The following is a 17,198-nucleotide window of genomic DNA, read 5'->3' as shown; positions in this document are numbered from 1 at the left end:
CGAGTGGCTTCTCCCAAACCCTCAACCGACTTTGCAGGTTTACGCTTGAGTGCCATGAACCGGGACGTTCAGGAACTCGTCACCACTTCACCTGACGACGGCATGCCGTGTCCGACGAACGGGAGGGACACCATGACGGCCGGCACGGAGACGGACACCCAGCCTCCTGGGCTGTGTGCCGCCGACAGCCATGATCTGATCCGTGTGCACGGGGCACGTGAGAACAACCTCAAGAACGTGCATGTGGAGATCCCCAAACGGCGGCTGACCGTGTTCACCGGGGTCTCCGGATCGGGCAAGAGCTCCCTGGTGTTCGACACGATCGCCGCGGAGTCGCAACGGCTGATCAACGAGACGTACAGCGCCTTCATCCAGGGCTTCATGCCCACCCTGGCGCGGCCCGAGGTCGATGTGCTCGACGGGCTGACCACCGCGATCCTGGTCGACCAGCAGCCGATGGGCACCAGTCCCCGCTCCACGGTCGGCACCGCCACCGACGCGGGCACACTGCTGCGCATCCTCTTCAGCCGGCTCGCCGAGCCGTACATCGGGACGCAGAAGGCGTTCGCCTTCAACGTCGCCTCGGCCGACGCGTCGGGTGTCCTCGTGGTGAACGGCAAGAAGATCGAGAAGGGCTTCAGCGTCGTCGGCGGCATGTGCCCGCGGTGCGAGGGCATGGGCACCGTCTCGGACATCGATCCCGCCCGGCTCGTCGACGACTCCAAGTCGCTCGCGGACGGCGCGGTCACGGTCCCCGGCTGGAAGCCCGACGGCTGGGTGATGCGGTCGTTCACCGAGTCGGGTCTGCTCGACCCGCACAAGCCGGTCCGCGACTACACCGAGCAGGAAAGGCACGACTTCCTGCACCGGGATCCGGTCAAGGTCAAGGTGAAGGGCATCAACACCACCTACGAGGGCCTCCTCGCGCGGGTGCGCAAGTCCTTCCTGTCCAAGGACAGGGAGACGCTCCAGCCGCACATCCGTGCCTTCGTGGAACGGGCGGTGGCGTTCTCCGTCTGCCCCGAGTGCCACGGCACCCGGCTCAGCGAGACCGCCCGGTCCGCGAAGATCGACGGCCTCAGCATCGCCGACGCCTGCGCCCTGCAGATCAGCGACCTCGCGGCCTGGGCCCGCGGTCTGAGCGATCCGTCGGTCACGACACTGCTCACGGTGCTCGGCCAGACCCTCGACTCGTTCGTCCGGATCGGCCTGGGCTACCTCTCGCTCGACCGGTCCTCGAGCACGCTCTCGGGCGGTGAGGCCCAGCGCGTCAAGATGGTCCGGCATCTGGGTTCCGCGCTCACCGACGTCACCTACGTGTTCGACGAGCCCACCGTCGGCCTGCACCCGCACGACATCCGGCGGATGAACGACCTGCTGCTGCGACTGCGCGACAAGGGCAACACCGTGCTGGTCGTGGAGCACAAGCCGGAGACGATCGTGATCGCCGACCACGTGGTCGACCTGGGACCGCACGCCGGGACCAAGGGCGGCGAGGTGGTCTTCGAAGGCACCGTCGAGGGTCTGCGGGCCGGCGGCACCGTCACCGGACGGCACCTGGACGACCGGGCCTCGCTGAAGCCGTCCGTGCGTCAGCGGTCCGGTGTGCTGGAGGTGCGCGGCGCGAGCGAGCACAACCTGCACGACGTCGACGTGGACATCCCGCTCGGCGTGCTCACCGTGGTCACCGGCGTCGCCGGCTCAGGCAAGACTTCCCTGATCCACGGCTCGGTGGCGGGCCGGGAGGGTGTCGTCACGGTGGACCAGTCGCCCATCAAGGGCTCCCGGCGCAGCAACCCGGCCACCTGCACCGGCATGCTCGAACCGATCCGCAAGACGTTCGCCAAGGTCAACGGGGTCAAGCCCGCCCTGTTCAGCCCCAACTCCGAGGGCGCATGCCCCACCTGCAAGGGCGCCGGCGTGATCTACACCGACCTGGCGATCATGGCCGGCGTCGCCACCACCTGCGAGGAGTGCGAGGGCAAGCGGTTCCAGGCCTCGGTGCTCCAGTACCGGCTCGGCGGCCGGGACATCAGCGAGGTGTTCGCGATGCCGGTGGCCGAGGCCGCGGAGTTCTTCCGCAGCGGTGAGGCGCGGACGCCGGCCGCGTATGCCGTCCTCGACCGGCTCGCCGAGGTCGGTCTGGGCTACCTCGGCCTAGGCCAGCCGCTCACCACGCTCTCCGGCGGCGAACGGCAACGGCTGAAGCTCGCCGGCCACCTGGCGGGAACGGGCAGCGTCTACATCCTCGACGAGCCGACCAGCGGCCTTCACCTGGCCGATGTCGAGCAACTGCTCGCCCTGCTCGACCGGTTGGTGGACGCCGGCAGGACGGTCATCGTCGTGGAGCACCACCAGGCGGTCATGGCGCACGCCGACTGGATCATCGACCTCGGCCCGGGCGCCGGCCACGACGGCGGCCGGATCGTCTTCGAGGGCACGCCCGCCGATCTCGTCGCCGCCCGCCCCACCCTCACGGGCGAGCACCTCGCACAGTACGTCGGCACCTGACGCGACACGGCCCGTCGGCCTCCGCCTGGTGACAGGGGGCGGGGGCTCCGGCCGTGGTCGGCGTGCGTCGGGCCGGAAGCCGGCATCGCCCGTGCTGCCGAAGGCGCACGCCTGTCTGGCTCACCTCCTTCGCCCGCACCTCTCAGGTGGTGGCTACGCCGGCCATGGTCACCGCCCGACCGTCCTTCATGCGCGGGGCCACCGTTGGCCGGCCTGGCCGTTGCAGGTCCACAGGACCAGAGGGGTCCCGTTGGCGGTGCGCGCCCCGTCGGTGTCGAGGCACAGCCCGGCGTGGACGTTGCGGATCGTCCCGTCGGAGCCGAGGGTCCACTTCTGGTTGTCCTGGCCGTTGCAGGGCCAGGTGATGACACGGGTGCCGTTGGTGGTGCCCCGGTCGGAGGCGTCCAGGCACTTGTCGCCGTAGACCCGGATCTCGCCGCCCGCCCACGTGGTCCACAGCTGGTTGGCGGCCGTGTGGCAGTCCCAGAGCAGTACGGTGGCCCCGGCGGCGGTGGAGGCGTTGTCCACGTCCACGCAGCGGCCGGACGTGCTGCCCCGCAGACGCGAGGTGGCGGCGGTCAGCGGGGTGCCACCGGTCACCCGGAACGTGGCCACGCCATGCGCGGGGACGCTCGCGGAGATCTGCCCGGACGAGCTCAACGTGCCGCCGGTCCACAGGTCCGTGAGGGTGAACGGCCCGCCCGAAAGGCCGACTTGGGCGGCCGTCGTGGTCACCGTCGCGGTGCCGCCGCCCCGGTTGAACAGGCCCACCGCGACCGAACCGTCCGACAGGGGCTTGGCGAACACCTCGGTGGCGCCGTCGTCGCGCACCCTGCGTCCGCCCGCGCCCAGCGCATCCTGGTTCACCGCCAGCAGCCGGGGGTTGCGCAGGATCGCGCTCACATCTGCGGACATGGTGCGGATGTCGTTGCCGGCCATGAGCGGGGCGCCCAGCAGCGCCCACAGGGCGAAGTGCGCGCGGGACTCGGTCGTCGACAGGCCGGGGCGGCCGACGACCAGCATGTCGGGGTCGTTCCAGTGTCCCGGGCCGGACTGCGCCGCCAGCGGCGCGGTGACGTCCAGGACGTTGCCGACGCCCATCGGATAGCTGTTGGTGTTGCCGTTCTGCCAGATGTCCAGCAGATCCTCGGTCGTCCGCCACAGGTCGGCGACCTCTCCCCAGTTGTAGGCGGCGCCGGTGATGGCGTGCAGGCTGTTGGGGTTGATGCTGTAGACGATCGGCCGCCCGGTGGCCCGCAGGGCGTCGCGCATGAGCGTGAACCGCGCGACCTGCTCGTCACGGGTACCGCTCGACGAACACCAGTCGTACTTCAGGTAGTCGACGCCCCAGGAGGCGAACGTGGCGGCGTCCTGCGTCTCGTGGCCCCTGCTGCCGGTGGACCCCGGGTAGCCGCCCGTGGCCTGCGCGCAGGTGCGCTCGCCGGGCACCTGGTAGATGCCGAACTTCAGCCCCTTGCCGTGGATGTAGTCCCCGAGCGCCTTCATCCCGCTCGGGAACTTGGCCGGATCGGCCCGCAGGTTGCCCGCCGCGTCGCGCTGCGGGTCGAACCAGCAGTCGTCGACCACGACGTACCGGTAGCCGGCGTCGCGCATCCCCGAGGACACCATCGCGTCGGCGGCCTGGCGGACCTGCGCCTCGGTGATCGAGCACCCGAAGCTGTTCCAGCTGTTCCATCCCAGCGGCGGGGTGAGCGCCGGGCTGCCCGGTGCGGCCGTGGCGGTGGAGTGGGAGGAGGCGGTCACGGACGCGGTGACCGTCAGCACGGCGGTCGCGAGGAGGCGGAGCAGTCGTCCGCCTGTTCGTCTGGGCACCTGGGGGCTCCTTTTCCCGGCAATCACCCGAGAGCGTTCGAAACTTCGGACATCTTTCGGAAATCTGGTGTCACGGATGTTAGGGGCGGGGTCGGCTGTGTCAACACCACCCGAGGAAGCAGCCTCGCTCCGGCGCCAAATGCCGTTCATACTTGGCCATTTGACGGCTCGGCCTGCGTCGCGTCGTCCGCAGAGTTCTGCGAATGTTTCGAGGCTCATCGCGATTCTTGCGAGAGGTATTGACGCCGTCCACCGGTTCCCTATCGTTCTGGTTGCTCGATGTGCCGACCCTTATTCGATATCCCGAACGCGAGCGGCTTGAACGACCGTTCGCCGCACCACACCGACAGTCCGGACAACCTCTGACGAGGCCAACCGGAACCGCTTGATCGAGGTTTGGGAAGTCTTCATGCGCAGAAGAAGTTTCAGCCGCGGGCGTCTGTCCGGGGTGCTCGCCGCCACGGTCGCGGTCCTGATCGCGCTGGCGGCGTTGCTCGTCGCCGACCCGGCTCAGGCGGCCACCAGTGGCGCCTTGCGCGGTGCCGGTTCGGGCCGGTGTCTCGACGTGCCGGACGCGGGCCAGACCAACGGCACGTACCTGCAGATCTACGACTGCTGGGGCGGGACCAACCAGCAGTGGACGCTTACGGACGGCAACCAGCTCACCGTGTACGGCAACAAGTGCCTGGATGTTCCGGGCCACGCCACCGCGGCCGGTACCCGGGTGCAGATCTGGACCTGTTCCGGCGGTGCCAACCAGCAGTGGCGGCTGAACTCCGACGGCACGGTCGTCGGCGTGGAGTCCGGGCTGTGCCTGGAGGTCACGGGCGCCGGTACGGCCAACGGCACGGCGGTGGAGATCTGGACGTGCAACGGCGGCAGCAACCAGAAGTGGACCGGCCTGTCCGGGACGACCCCACCCGGCACGTGCGCGCTTCCCTCGGCATACCGCTGGACGTCGACGGGTGTCCTGGCGCAGCCGGCGAACGGGTGGGCCTCGCTGAAGGACTTCACCAGCGTGGTGCACAACGGCAAGCACCTGGTCTACGCGTCGAACGTGTCGGGATCGTCGTACGGCTCGATGATGTTCGGGCCCTTCACGAACTGGTCGGACATGGCGTCGGCCGGCCAGACCGGGATGAACCAGGCGGCGGTGGCGCCCACGCTGTTCTACTTCGCGCCCAAGAACATCTGGGTGCTGGCGTACCAGTGGGGTGCGTCGCCCTTCGTCTACCGCACGTCCAGCGACCCCACCAACCCCCAGGGCTGGTCCTCGCCGCAGCCGCTGTTCACCGGCAGCATCTCCGGCTCCGGCACCGGCCCGATCGACCAGACCCTGATCGGTGACGGGCAGAACATGTACCTGTTCTTCGCCGGTGACAACGGCAAGATCTACCGGGCGAGCATGCCGATCGGGAACTTCCCGGGGAGCTTCGGCTCGTCGTACACGACGGTCATGAGCGACACGACGGCCAACCTGTTCGAGGCGGTGCAGGTCTACAAGGTCCAGGGCCAGAACCAGTACCTCATGATCGTTGAGGCGATGGGTGCGAACGGGCGCTACTTCCGCTCGTTCACGGCCTCCAGCCTGAGCGGTTCGTGGACCCCGCAGGCCGCCGCCGAGAGCAACCCCTTCGCCGGCAAGGCCAACAGCGGCGCCACCTGGACCAACGACATCAGCCACGGTGACCTGGTCCGCGACAACCCCGATCAGACCATGACCGTCGACCCCTGCAACCTTCGGTTCCTCTACCAGGGCAAGTCGCCCACCGCGAGCGGCCCCTACGACCAACTGCCCTGGCGGCCGGGTGTCCTGACCCTGCAGCGCTGACCTTTCCGATCCCCGGCGGCCGCGATGCCCGTGCGGTCCGCCGGGTCCGGGCGGGCGGTGTCAGCGCGCAGGTCCCGTCTCCGTCGCGGCTGTCGCGCTCGGCGACGGAGACTGCGTGGGGGACGGGGTGGAGCCCGGGCAGGCCGGGCCGGGTTCGGGAGATGAGGGACCGGGACTCGGGGCCGTCGTGGCCGTCGGGCAGTCCGTCGGCGGGGTCGGTTCCTCCGGGGCCGTGGGTGTGGCCGTGTCCGTCGGGCCGGGCGTGGGGGAGGGGGACTCGGCGGGCGGCGCCGGCGTCGTCGTCGGGCCGTGCGTCCCGCCCGGCGACGGTGTCGGCCGGGGCGTGGCGGTCGGGCTGCCGGACTCCGACGGGTCGGGACCGACGACGATGCCGCCGCCGTCCGAACCGTCGTCGGCCGGCTCGGTCGCGGGTGTCCTGCCGCCCGCACCCGGGCTGTGCGGCACGACCCCCTTGCCGTCGGGCACCGTGTGCGCGCCTGTGCGGTAGAAGGCGAACCACTGCCGCACGGTCCGCAGATACGCGTCGGAGTGGTTGTAACCGAGTACGGCGGCGTCGAGGTCGCCGGGGCGCGACAGGTCGCGGCTTCCGGCGCACAGGTAGTGCCCGGCGGCCAGTGCCGCGTCGAAGACGTTGCTCGGGTCGCGGACTCCGTCGTGGTTGCCGTCGGCACCCCAGTGGTGCCAGGTCGATGGCAGGAACTGCATCGGACCCACCGCCCGGTCGTACACCGTGTCCCCGTCCAGGGACCCGCCGTCGCTGTCACGGATCAGCGCGAACCCGACGCCGTCGAGCGCCGGGCCGGCGATCCGTCCGCGCGTGGTGCCATCGGCCGTGACGGCACCGCCCCCGGCGTGTCCCGACTCCACCTTGCCGATCGCGGCGAGCAGTTCCCAGGGCAGCCGGCAGCCCGGGTCCGTCCGGGCCACCGCGGTCTCGGCCGCCCGGTAGGCACGTAGGACCGTCGCCGGGATGCCCGACTGGGCGACGTAGACGGCCGGGAGCCGGACCGACGTGGGCAGGTCCGGGCTCACCAGCGGAGGGAGTTCCGTGTGGTAGGAGCCGTCGCCCGGCCCGCCGGCCCCGGGTGCCGCGGACCCCGTCCAGCCGGGGCCGTCCTGATCGGCGGCGGGCGCGGCGCGTTGCTCCGTGCCGCCGCTCACGGCCTCGGGAGCGCGGGAAGCGGTGAGGACCGCCAGTGCCGCGACGGCGATCGCGGTCGTCCGCACACCCTTGCGGGTACGGACGGACGGACGTGGCAGACGCAGTGCGGACATCTCAAAGCTCCTGTCGATGGGGGAGAGCCGACCGGCGGGCGGTGTCAGCGGCCGAACGTGTCGATGCCTGAGACCAGCCACCGTCCGTTGCGGCGCACCACGTCCACGGCGAGCACGGCACCCGCGTACGTGCCCCGGTCGTCGGTCTTGGCGCTCTTGGCGGCGGTGCTGACGCTGCTCTGGTCGGCGTAGACGAGGACCCGGGCACGGTCGCCGTCGATCCGTTCCACACCGCTGTCGGTGACCGTCGTCGTGATCACGGCCTTCTGCTCGGCCGCGCGGTCGCGCACCTTTGCGAAGAGGTCACGGTGCTGCGCGACGGCCCTTCCCGTGAGCAGCTTGCGAGCGGCCTCGTCGAAGGCGGCCGGGTCGGCGTGGTCGTACGAGAAGAGCGCGGCCACCGCGCGCGTGGTCTGGCCCTTGATCTCGCTGGTGGCGGCGCTGTCGGTGAGCGCGGTGTTATGGCGTGCGGGCTGCTCCCGCAGCGTCTCGGCCCGGGAGTGCGCCCACCCCGCGAAGCCGCCCAGCAGCAGCGTCAGTACACACAGGGCGCCCACGACGTAGGCGGAGCGGCGCGGACGGTTCGTGGCGTCCGTGGGCTTGTCCGGGGCGTCGTCGGCATCCGGCCCGGTGTCCTGGCGGGGTGCGGCGTCGACGGTGGTGAGGGAGCGGGGCGGGACCCGGACGGACCGGCGCGCCCCCTCGGCCGCCGGCCTCGGCGGGTCCTGCGTGACGCTGCCCGCCGTGGGGGCGGCCGCGGGGCCGGACTCCGTGGCGGTACGGGGCCGGTCGGCACGGGCCTGGCGGCGGCGCTGGTGGTTGATGTGGTGCCGGGTGCTGGACATGGTGCGCGGGGTCCTCTCGGTGCGGCCGGGTGACGGGGCGGGCGGGGCTCAGTCGCTCGCCGCCGAACCCACGGGTGCCTGGCCGAGGCCGCTGAGTTTCCACCGGCCGCCCGTGCGGGTGAGTTCACCGAGCATGCGGCTGTCCTTGTCGGTGCTGCCGGTCGAGGCCCGGACGGTGACGCGCAGGGCCACCAGGACGCGGGCGCGGCCCGCACGTTCGTCGAGTTCGGTGACGGCGCCGGACAGCACCCGTGCGGTGGTGATCGTCCCGGCGGCCTTCACCTGCTTGGCGAATGCGGCACGTCCGTCGACGAGTTGGTCGTGCAGGTCACCCGTGGTCGAGGATTCCCACAGGTCCAGGCCGTCGTCCACCTTGCGGTGGTCGAGGGTGTTGAGGTTCTGCACGGCCTGTTCGCCCGCCGTCAGTGCCTGCTCGCGCTGGACCGCGTAGGCGGCGGAGTCGTCGTGCGCGGCCCGGTACCAGTCGGTGCCGGCCCATGCGGCGGTGCCTCCGGCCACCAGCGCGAGGGCGAGGGCCGCGGAGGGTACGGCCCGTCGTCCCGTCAGGGCCCGTACCGGGTTTCTCATCAGGTGCTCCCGTCTCGCGCTGGGGTCAGCGGGTCTGGATGTCGGCGATGCGCCAGCGGTCGTTCTCGAAGCGGGCCGTGACGGTCAGTTGGGCGGCCGCGTGACTCTCCTTCGCGTCGCCGCGTCGTGAGGTCTGGTCCAGGAAGACGAGCAGCTTCGCCGTTCCGTCGTGCAGGTCGACCACGCCGGTGCGGACCGCGACCGTGGTCAGGCTGACCTTCTGCCCGGCCAGATCCGACCGGACCCGGTCGAACAGCTCCCCGTACTGCCGGGCGGCCCGTCCCGTGAGCACCGAACGTGCCGATTCCTCGGTCGCCTCGGTGCCCTTCGGGGTGTACGAGAAGATCCGTGCCAGGGCGTTGTCGACATCACCGGCGACGCGGTTGGTGGCCTCGGCGTCGGTGAGGGCACGGTTCTCGGCGGACGGCGTGGACCGGACCCGGTGGGCCCCGTACAGGAATCCGGCGCCGGTGACGAGCAGGACGACCGCCAGCGTGAGGAGAGCGATCCCGCGCCGGCCGGCTGCGAGACCGGTACGCCGGCCGTCGTGGGGTTCCCCGGGCGTGTCACCCCCGTCGTCGGTCTCCTGGTGTTCCGCCGCGTCGGACGTGGACCTCGGGGTGTCCGCCGCGTCGGACGTGGACCTCGGGGTGTCCGCCGCGTCGGACGTGGACCTCGGGGTGGCCGCCGCGGACGTGGTTTCCGAGGGTTCGTCCGCGAGGGCCGCCGCCGCGTTCTCGGCGTTCTCCCGCGACGCGGTCCGGGCCCCGCCCCACAGCCGGTTCACCGCGTACCCCCCTTCCTCGGGGCGGGCGACTCGCTCGTGCCGTCGCCCGCCCGCGGGACGGCGCCGAGGGCCCGCACCCGCCACCGCCCGTCGCCGTCACGCGCCAGGACGGCCTCCAGCCGCTTGCGTTCCGGGGTGGCGGTCCTCGACCCGACGGGCGTGACGTCGACCCGTACCGTCGCGATCAGCTTCGCCGTGCCCGCCCGGGTGTCGAGCGCGGTCACGGCGGCTTCCGTGACGGTGCCGCGTGCCGAGGGCCCCTGCCGCGCGCGGGTGGTGCCCAGTTCGTCGCGCAGGGGTCCCGTGGCGACGGTCCGCCATGCTCGTACGCCGACCTCCGCGCGTTTCTGCGTCGAGGCGTCGAGGGTGTTCAGTACGGCGAGAGCGTGCCGTCCGTCGTCCAGCGCGGTGTCCCGTGCCCGCCCGTAGGCGAGGGTGTCGTCGCTCCGGGCCTGGGCGTACGTCCATGCCCCCGTGGCGCAGAAGGCGAGCGCCAGGGCCAGCCCCGCGCCGGCCAGCGCGCGGGCCCGCCTCATCGGTCGCCCCCGGTGTGGAGGCCCAGGAGGCCGGCCATGCCGCTCGGTGAGGTGTCACCCGCGTCGGGCAGGGCCAGGGCGCCGGGCAGTGCCGCGGAGGTGTTCCGCGAGGTGCCCCGCGCCGTCGCGGAGGGTGCCGAGGAACCCGACGGCAGCGAACCGGGCCGGGCCGGTGCCGGCACGCCGCCCCCGCTCGGCGCGTTCGCCGAGCCGCGGACGTTGACGCCGCTCGACGCGGAAGCGGTGCAGGACGCGCCGGTGTTGAGCGCTGGCGCCGTCCCCAGATCGAGCCCGTTGCGGTAGCGGGTGGCGCCGTAGCCCTCGGTGCAGGGCAGCGGCTTGAAGAACGTCAGCGCCAGACCGAGGTTGAGCTTTCCCCCGTCGACGGCGGTGGCGCCGGCGGCGACCGCCGCCGGGTATCTCACCAGGAGTTCCTCGACGCCGCGCTGCCGGGTGACGGCGACCTGCGAGGTGGTCAGGAGATTGGCCAGGACCACGCCGAGGCTCGGATCGACGTCCCGCAGCAATCCGCTGACCTGGGCCGTGGCGTCCGGAGCGGTGGCGAGCAGCCGACGCAGGTCGGTGTCCGAACCCTTGAGGGCGCGGGCCAGCTCGACCGCCCCGGAGCCGAAGTCCCGGATCGCGTCGCCCTCCTCGGCCTGGGTCCGCAGGACCGTCTCCGAGTCGGTGATGAGCCGCGTCGTGGCCGGCAGCGCGTCGTCGGCGGCGTCGACGAACGAGGTGCTGCTGTCCAGCAGCACCTCCAGGTCGTCGCCCCGGCCCTCGAAGGCCTTGCCGAACTCGTCGACCACCGTGCGCAGATCGTCCAGCGGCACCGACCTGACGAGGTCGTCGACGCTGGTGAGGACGTCCGTCACGGGCGCCGGAACCCGGGTGTCCGCGCGGTCCACATGGGAGCCGTCCGCGAGATAGGGACCGCCGTCGCCGGCCGGCCGCAGATCGATGTACTGCTCGCCGACCGCCGACAGGCTTGCCACCACGGCCTTGGTGTCCGCGGGGATCCGGGGTGCGGACTTCTTGATGCGCAGCTGCGCCACCACTCCGTCGTCGGTCAGCTCCAACGGCCCGACCCTTCCCACCGACACGCCGCGGTAGGTGACGTCGGAGTGCGTGAACAGGCCGCCGGTGGAGGGGAGTTCCACGTCCACCGTGTAGTAGTCGGCGACTCCGACGTACCGGCCGAGGTCGGCGTACCGGACGCCGAGGAATCCGAGCACGGTGACGGACAGGGCGAGAAAGGCGATGTTCTTCAACCAGACGGCCCGAGTGATCACCGGTCCTCACCTCCCCCGGTGGCCGTGGCCCGGCCGGGGCTCGACTGCACGGTGCTGACCGACGGCAGCGGCAGTGGTGACGCCTTGCGGGCGGATGGCTCCGACGACGCGTCGGGCGGGTCGGCTGTGGGGGACGGGGTGGGTGAGGGCGACGACTGTGCGGGGATCAGCGGCGGAATGACGACCGTGTCCCTGGGGGCGGTCATCGTCAGATACACGTTCAGGTAGTCGCCCTTCACCCCGCTGAGCACCTCGTCGGTGAACGGGTACGTCAGCAGGACCTCCAGCGAGTCGGGCAGGTCGGTCCCCGCGTCGGCCAGTGCCTTCAGGCTGGGGGCGATGGCCTTGAGATCGGCGATCATGTCGTCCTTGCTCGCGTTGACGGTGGAGACGGCGGTGTCGGACAGCGTGTCGAGCGAGCGCAGCATGGTCAGCAGGGAGCCGCGCTGGTGCTCCAGCGTCTTGAGGCCGGGGGAGAGGCCGGTCAGGACGGTGCTGACGTCTTCCTTGCGTGTGGCGAGGGTCGATGCCAGCCGGTTGACGCCGTCGAGTGCGCCGGTGATGTCGCCCCGGTGCCTGTCCAGTTCGGTGACCAGCTTGTCGACCCGTTTCAGGGTCGACCGGATCTGTGGCTCGCGGCCCCCGAGTGCGGAGTTCAGCTCGGTGGTGATCGTCTGTAGCTGGTTGACGCCGCCGCCGTTGAGCAGCATGGACAGGGCGCCGAACACTTCCTCGACCTCGGTGTTGCGGTTGGTGCGCGAGGCGGGGATGACACTTCCCTCGGCGAGCCGTCCCGTGGCGCCCGACTTCGGCGGCGCCACGAGCTGGATGTACTTCTCGCCGAGCAGGCTGGACTGCTCCAGCCGGGCGCCGGCGTTCGCGGGCAGTCGCACCGACCCGTTGATCTCCAGGGTGACGCGCGCCGACCAGTTGTCGTTCAGTTCGATCCGGGTGACGCGGCCGACGGCGACGTCGTCGACCTTCACCGCGGCCTGGGGGACCAGGCTCAGTACGTCGTCCAGGTCGGCGGTGACGCGGTACGGGTGGGAGCCCAGGTCGGCGCCTCCGGGCAGCGGCACGTTCTCGATGCCGTCGAAGCCGGGCAGCACCACCACGGCGGCCCCGACGCTCAGCACGAGGCCGAGGCCGACGGCGATGAGGCCACGCAGGCTGGAGCCGGTGACGACGCCCGCGCTGCTCGCGCCGCGGCTGACCTCCGCCGAGTCCGCACGTGTCTTTCTGCGCATCATCGGGCGGCTCCTTCCGCCGAGGACGACGCGGCGCCGTCGCCTGCGACCGGCAGCGGCAGCACGCTGATCTCGTTGAGGTCGGCGCGGCCGTTGAGCCGGCGCGTGTCCGGGTCGTAGGCGGCCACCAGGTTGCCCGCGGCGAGCGGGGCCACGTCCATGGCCTCCGCCAGGGACGCCCGCTGCCTCACGAGCGCCTGGGTGATGGGCACGAGCTTGTCGACGTTCTTCTTCAGCTCGCCCCGGTTGTCCTTGATGAAGGTCTTGACCTGACCGAGGGCGATGCCGAGTTCCTTCAGCGCGTCGGTCAGGTCGTCCTTGTTGTCGGCGAAGAAGCCGACGATCTCGTCGAGGCGTTCCTGGGCGGTGCGGACCCCGGTGTCCTTCTTCTTCAGCATGGTCGTGAACGACTGGAGCTGGCTGAGGGTGGTGAACAGGTCGTCACTGCTGCCGTCCAGGGTCTTGGCCGCCTTGCCGAACTGCTCGACGGTGTCACCGATCGCGGCGCCGTTGCCGTCGAGGTTGGCGGCGCCGGTGGCGAGCAGTTTGTTCAGGGCCCCTTCGGAGTTCACACCCTCCGGGCCGAGAGTCCTGCTCAGCTCGGTGATCTGGTCGTAGAGCTGGTCGATCTCCATCGGAGTGCGGTTGCCGGCCGCGTCGAGCACGGCGTCGTCACCGAGGCGGGGTCCGGAGCGGTAGGCCGGGGTCAGCTGGACGTACCGGTCGGCGACGACGCTGGGCGCGACGACGACGGCGTGCGCGTCGACGGGCACGTGTACGCCCTCGTCGAGCTCAAGTCGTACCCGGACCTTGGTGCCCTGCGGATGCACGGACTCCACCTCACCGACGCGGACCCCGAGGATGCGCAGGTCCGAACCGGGGTACACACCGACGGCCCGGTCGAAGTAGGCGGTCAGCCGGATGCCGCCGGAGTCGTCGGCCAGCGTGGTGACGGTGAGGCCACCGGCCAGCACCACCATGGCGGCCCCGGCCGCGAGGAGTGTTCTGCGCCTGGTCATGACCGGCCCCCTTGTGTGGACGCGGACGACTGCCCGGCGCCCGTCGTCCGGGGCGGCACGCAGCCGGACTTCGGCCGGGACTGTTCGGGCAGGTACTCCGGCGGGACGACCCCGCACAGGTAGCTGTCGAACCAGTGACCGCTGCCCAGGGTGTTGCCGACGAGCCGGTAGTAGGGGCCGACGAGAGCCAGCGTCCGGTCGAGCTGGTCGCTGTTGGCCTCCAGCACCCCGGTGACCCGGCCGAGCGCCTTGAGGGTGGGGCCGAGCTGCTTGTCGTTGTCGTCGACGAGACCGCGCAGTTCCTTGCCCAGGTTGCGGCTGCCGGTCAGCAGCGCCTTGATGGCGTCGCGCCGGTCGGTCAGTTCACCGAGCAGCGGGCCGCCGTCGTCGATGAGCGTCTCGAAGCTCGACTTCTGGTCCTTGAGCGTCTTGGTGAACTTGTTGCTCCCCTTGAGCAGGTCCGCCAGCTTCTGGTCCCGCTTGGACACCGTCCTGGACAGCGCCGAGAGGCCGGTCGCGGCCTTGCGGACGTGCGCGGGCGAGTCGGCGAACGTCTGCGAGATCGTCTCGAAGCTGGCGGCGAGCTGCTTCGTGTCGATGTCGTCGATGGTTGTGCCGAGGTCCTGGAACGCCTGGGTGACGTCGTACGGGGAGGTGGTGCGGGACAGCGGGATCCGCACGTCGGGGCTCTGGCGGGACCCGCCGAGCGGGTCGAGCGCCACGTACTTGTCGCCCAGCAGCGTCTTGATGGCGATGGCGGCGGTCGTGCGGTCCCCGATCCAGGCGTCCTTCACGTCGAAGGTCACCTTGACCTTCGCCCCGTCGAGAGAGACGCCGGTGACCTCGCCGACCTTCACCCCGGCGATCCGCACCTCGTCACCGTCCCTGAGACCGGCCGCCTCGCTGAAGTCGGCGCTGTACGTGGTGCCGGACCCGATGAACGGCAGCTCCCGCACGTTGTAGGCGAGAAGGCCGAGGACGCTCAGCGCGGCCAGGCCGACGAGGGCCACGGCCACCGGGTCGCGTTCCTTCACGGGCTTGATCCGGGGCGCGCGTCGCGCGGGCCGGCGGCCCTGGACCTGCGCTGTCATGCGCCGCACCTCGGTTCCGTGACGGAGATCCCGGTGGGCGGCCTGGAGCCGTCGGAGGTCCGCACGCCGGTCACCTTCGCCTCGCACAGGTAGAGGTTGAACCAGGACCCGTACGACGAAAGCCGCGACAGCGTGGTGAGCTTCGCCGGGGTCCGGTTGAGGAAGTTCTCGATCTGGGGGGTGCCGTCGGCGAGGTTGTCCGAGAGCCGGCCGAGCTGCTTGATGTCCTGCTTGAGCGGTGCGCGGCCGTCCTGGAGCAGATCGGCGGTGACCGTGGTCAGCGATCCCACGGCGGTGACGGCCCGGCCCAGCGGCTTGCGGTCGGCGTTGAAGCCGGAGACGAGCTCCTTCAGCGTCACGACGAGGTCGTCGAAGGAGGTCTCGCGGTCGTTGAGGGTTTTCAGGACGGTGTTCAGGTTGGTGACGACCGCGCCGATCACCTTGTCCTTGGCGGCGACGGTGCTGCTCAGTGAGCCGATGTGCCGCATCAGGCTGTCGACGGTGCCGCCCTCGCCCTGGAGCACCTGGACGATGGACCCGGCCAGTTCGTTGACGTCCTTCGGGGACAGCCCCTCGAACAGCGGCTTGAACCCGTTGAAGAGCAGGGTCAGGTCGAGCGCGGGCGTGGTGCGGTTCAGCGGGATGGTGGAGTTCGCCGCGAGTGTCCCGGACAGGCCGCCGGTGCCGCGGTCGAGGGCCACGTACCGCTGGCCGACCATGTTCAGGTACTTCACGGCCGCGGTCGTCGAGCGGGGCAGCGTCCGGTCCTCGCTCACGGTGAACGTGACCCGGGCGGTGCGGCGGTCGACGACACGGACGTCCGTGACCTCGCCGACCTTCACGCCGGAGATACGCACGCTGTCGCCGTCGACCAGCCCGGTGACGTCACTGAACAGTGCCCGGTACGTGCGGCCGGAGGAGCCGGCGCCGGTACCGGCGACGCTGTATCCGAGGATCGTCGTGGCCAGCGCGGTGACCACGATGAAGATCAGCGATTTCAGGAGCGGCCCGGTCAGGGGGCGGCGCCTGATGTGCGCGTCGGAGGGGCGGGTCACTTCAGTGTCACCTCCGTTCCGCGCAGTACGGGGCCGACCAGCAGGCTGCTCCAGTCGGGCAGGTCACCGGCCTTCTTCCCGGTGGCCGGTGCGATGAGTTCGTTCACCAGCGCGTTCTCCTGCGGGGAGTTGGCCGGGCCGAGATCCTGTTCGACGTCGGCGGACACCGTGCTCGCGGGGCGGGCGGCCGCGCCGAGATACGGCACCGGGTAGCACTTCGGACCACCGCCGGAGTCGTAGACGGGCGTGTCGCGGCCCGCGGTGTACGCGCCGCGGCTCGTGTCGGTGGTCACGTCCACGTGCAGCCCAGGCCGGTCGGTGCCCTTGCCCAGCGCCTTGTCCATCGCGGGGACGAACTCGGCGAGCGTGCGCAGCGTGCAGGGGAACTCCGAGGAGTACTCGGCCAGCAGCCGCAGCGTGGGACGGGACGTCGCGGAGAGCCGGATGATGTTGTCCTTGTTCTGCCGCAGGAAGGTGGTCACGTCCTCGGCGGTGCGGGTCGTCGCGCCAAAGGTCCGGGACAGGTCGCCTTCCTTCTCGGCGAGTGTGCCGCTCGTGGTGGTGAAGTCGGTGAGCGCCGTGATGATGTCCGGCGCCGCGTCGGCGTACACGTGGCTCACTTTCACGAGTTCCTCGAGGTCCCTGTTGAGGGCGGGGAGCTGGGGGTTGAATCGGGCCAGGTGCCGGCCGAGCCGGGAGAGGGTGGCGCCGAGCTGGTCGCCGCGCCCCTCCAACGCCTGGGAGACGGCCGACAGGGTCTGGGACAGTTCGGCCGGTCGTACCGCCGTGAGCATCGGCAGGACATCGTCGAGCACCTGCTGGAGCTCGACGGCGCTGGCGGAGCGGTCCTGCCGGATGACGGCGCCCTCGGCCAGTGGCGTCGAGGAGGGTGCGGCCGGCGGTACGAGGGCGACGTAGCGTTCGCCGAACAGGGTGGTCGGCAGCATCTGCGCGCGCACGTCCGACGGGATGTCTGCGAGGACGCCGGGCCGCAGGGCGATGCCGAGCCGGGCCCCGTCGCCCGCGGAGCTGATCTCGCGGACCTCGCCGACGACCACGCCGCGCAGTTTCACCTCGGCGCCCCGGTGCATCTCGTTGCCGACGCTGCCGGTCTCCACCGTGATCGGGTCGAAGTCCACGAACTTCTTGTCGTAGACGGCGATCGTGCCGTAGATCAGCAGGGCCGTCACCAGCGGGAACGCCAGGCCGGCCGAACGCCGCACCGCGGTGGACGAGCTCCGTCGGCGCCGCTTCGGCGGCTGCC

General features: G+C 71.1%; 14 protein-coding genes. 2 read left to right on the top strand and 12 right to left on the bottom strand.

Going from position 1 to position 17,198, the window contains the following annotated elements:
• Positions 1–132 precede the first annotated feature (132 nt).
• Complete coding sequence (locus tag AC0ZLC_RS02025; RefSeq protein ID WP_476750083.1) at positions 133–2,511, top strand: ATP-binding cassette domain-containing protein; 2,379 nt, start codon at positions 133–135, stop codon at positions 2,509–2,511.
• Between the two features lie 186 nt (positions 2,512–2,697).
• Here the strand turns inward: AC0ZLC_RS02025 and AC0ZLC_RS02020 are convergent, their stop codons facing one another.
• On the bottom strand, positions 2,698–4,344 hold the full coding sequence (locus tag AC0ZLC_RS02020; protein ID WP_476750082.1) for a glycoside hydrolase family 27 protein: 1,647 nt from the start codon (positions 4,342–4,344) through the stop codon (positions 2,698–2,700).
• 409 nt (positions 4,345–4,753) lie between these two features.
• Between AC0ZLC_RS02020 and AC0ZLC_RS02015 the strand changes: the two genes are divergently transcribed.
• Positions 4,754–6,175: a non-reducing end alpha-L-arabinofuranosidase family hydrolase gene (locus tag AC0ZLC_RS02015; RefSeq protein ID WP_476750081.1), complete on the top strand. Its 1,422-nt coding sequence runs from the start codon at positions 4,754–4,756 to the stop codon at positions 6,173–6,175.
• A gap of 60 nt (positions 6,176–6,235) precedes the next feature.
• On the opposite strand, the gene AC0ZLC_RS02010 is transcribed toward AC0ZLC_RS02015, so the two are convergent.
• The 11 genes from AC0ZLC_RS02010 to AC0ZLC_RS01960 are packed head-to-tail and all read right to left on the bottom strand — an operon-like array spanning position 6,236 to position 17,139.
• Positions 6,236–7,471 (bottom strand): lytic transglycosylase domain-containing protein, encoded by a 1,236-nt coding sequence (locus tag AC0ZLC_RS02010; RefSeq protein ID WP_476750080.1) that lies wholly within the window; start codon positions 7,469–7,471, stop codon positions 6,236–6,238.
• A 44-nt stretch (positions 7,472–7,515) separates the two neighbouring features.
• Entirely contained in the window at positions 7,516–8,316 is an 801-nt protein-coding gene (locus AC0ZLC_RS02005; protein ID WP_476750079.1) for a hypothetical protein, read from the bottom strand.
• 48 nt (positions 8,317–8,364) lie between these two features.
• Positions 8,365–8,904, bottom strand: coding sequence for a hypothetical protein (locus AC0ZLC_RS02000; protein ID WP_476750078.1), 540 nt, complete (start codon positions 8,902–8,904; stop codon positions 8,365–8,367).
• A gap of 25 nt (positions 8,905–8,929) precedes the next feature.
• Positions 8,930–9,691: a hypothetical protein gene (locus AC0ZLC_RS01995; protein ID WP_476750077.1), complete on the bottom strand. Its 762-nt coding sequence runs from the start codon at positions 9,689–9,691 to the stop codon at positions 8,930–8,932.
• Entirely contained in the window at positions 9,688–10,227 is a 540-nt protein-coding gene (locus AC0ZLC_RS01990) for a hypothetical protein (protein WP_476750076.1), read from the bottom strand. The genes AC0ZLC_RS01995 and AC0ZLC_RS01990 overlap by 4 nt, the downstream gene beginning before the upstream one ends.
• On the bottom strand, positions 10,224–11,522 hold the full coding sequence (locus tag AC0ZLC_RS01985) for an MCE family protein (RefSeq protein ID WP_476750075.1): 1,299 nt from the start codon (positions 11,520–11,522) through the stop codon (positions 10,224–10,226). Before AC0ZLC_RS01985 ends, AC0ZLC_RS01990 begins: the two co-directional genes overlap by 4 nt.
• Positions 11,519–12,769 carry an MCE family protein gene (locus AC0ZLC_RS01980; protein WP_476750223.1) on the bottom strand — a complete coding sequence of 417 codons (1,251 nt, stop codon included), beginning with the start codon at positions 12,767–12,769 and terminating at the stop codon, positions 11,519–11,521. The genes AC0ZLC_RS01985 and AC0ZLC_RS01980 overlap by 4 nt, the downstream gene beginning before the upstream one ends.
• Positions 12,769–13,788 (bottom strand): MCE family protein, encoded by a 1,020-nt coding sequence (locus AC0ZLC_RS01975; protein ID WP_476750074.1) that lies wholly within the window; start codon positions 13,786–13,788, stop codon positions 12,769–12,771. Before AC0ZLC_RS01975 ends, AC0ZLC_RS01980 begins: the two co-directional genes overlap by 1 nt.
• On the bottom strand, positions 13,785–14,879 hold the full coding sequence (locus AC0ZLC_RS01970) for an MCE family protein (RefSeq protein WP_476750073.1): 1,095 nt from the start codon (positions 14,877–14,879) through the stop codon (positions 13,785–13,787). Before AC0ZLC_RS01970 ends, AC0ZLC_RS01975 begins: the two co-directional genes overlap by 4 nt.
• Positions 14,876–15,934 (bottom strand): MCE family protein, encoded by a 1,059-nt coding sequence (locus tag AC0ZLC_RS01965; RefSeq protein ID WP_476750072.1) that lies wholly within the window; start codon positions 15,932–15,934, stop codon positions 14,876–14,878. Before AC0ZLC_RS01965 ends, AC0ZLC_RS01970 begins: the two co-directional genes overlap by 4 nt.
• Positions 15,931–17,139: an MCE family protein gene (locus tag AC0ZLC_RS01960; protein ID WP_476750222.1), complete on the bottom strand. Its 1,209-nt coding sequence runs from the start codon at positions 17,137–17,139 to the stop codon at positions 15,931–15,933. Before AC0ZLC_RS01960 ends, AC0ZLC_RS01965 begins: the two co-directional genes overlap by 4 nt.
• Positions 17,140–17,198 lie beyond the last annotated feature (59 nt).

The organism is Streptomyces sp. GLSS-08 (genome assembly GCF_056387915.1).
The sequence above is the reverse complement of the archived record's forward strand: the minus strand, read 5'-3'. Positions and strand labels throughout refer to the sequence as shown.

What these genes read in the sequence shown, in the direction of transcription:
- AC0ZLC_RS01975 (WP_476750074.1), bottom strand. Translation starts at nt 13,788, where the DNA reads ATGACCAGGCGCAGAACACTCCTCGCGGCCGGGGCCGCCATGGTGGTG.
- AC0ZLC_RS02000 (WP_476750078.1), bottom strand. Translation starts at nt 8,904, where the DNA reads ATGAGAAACCCGGTACGGGCCCTGACGGGACGACGGGCCGTACCCTCC.
- AC0ZLC_RS02025 (WP_476750083.1), top strand. Translation starts at nt 133, where the DNA reads ATGACGGCCGGCACGGAGACGGACACCCAGCCTCCTGGGCTGTGTGCC.
- AC0ZLC_RS01970 (WP_476750073.1), bottom strand. Translation starts at nt 14,879, where the DNA reads ATGACAGCGCAGGTCCAGGGCCGCCGGCCCGCGCGACGCGCGCCCCGG.
- AC0ZLC_RS01980 (WP_476750223.1), bottom strand. Translation starts at nt 12,769, where the DNA reads ATGCGCAGAAAGACACGTGCGGACTCGGCGGAGGTCAGCCGCGGCGCG.
- AC0ZLC_RS02005 (WP_476750079.1), bottom strand. Translation starts at nt 8,316, where the DNA reads ATGTCCAGCACCCGGCACCACATCAACCACCAGCGCCGCCGCCAGGCC.
- AC0ZLC_RS02015 (WP_476750081.1), top strand. Translation starts at nt 4,754, where the DNA reads ATGCGCAGAAGAAGTTTCAGCCGCGGGCGTCTGTCCGGGGTGCTCGCC.
- AC0ZLC_RS01990 (WP_476750076.1), bottom strand. Translation starts at nt 10,227, where the DNA reads ATGAGGCGGGCCCGCGCGCTGGCCGGCGCGGGGCTGGCCCTGGCGCTC.
- AC0ZLC_RS02010 (WP_476750080.1), bottom strand. Translation starts at nt 7,471, where the DNA reads ATGTCCGCACTGCGTCTGCCACGTCCGTCCGTCCGTACCCGCAAGGGT.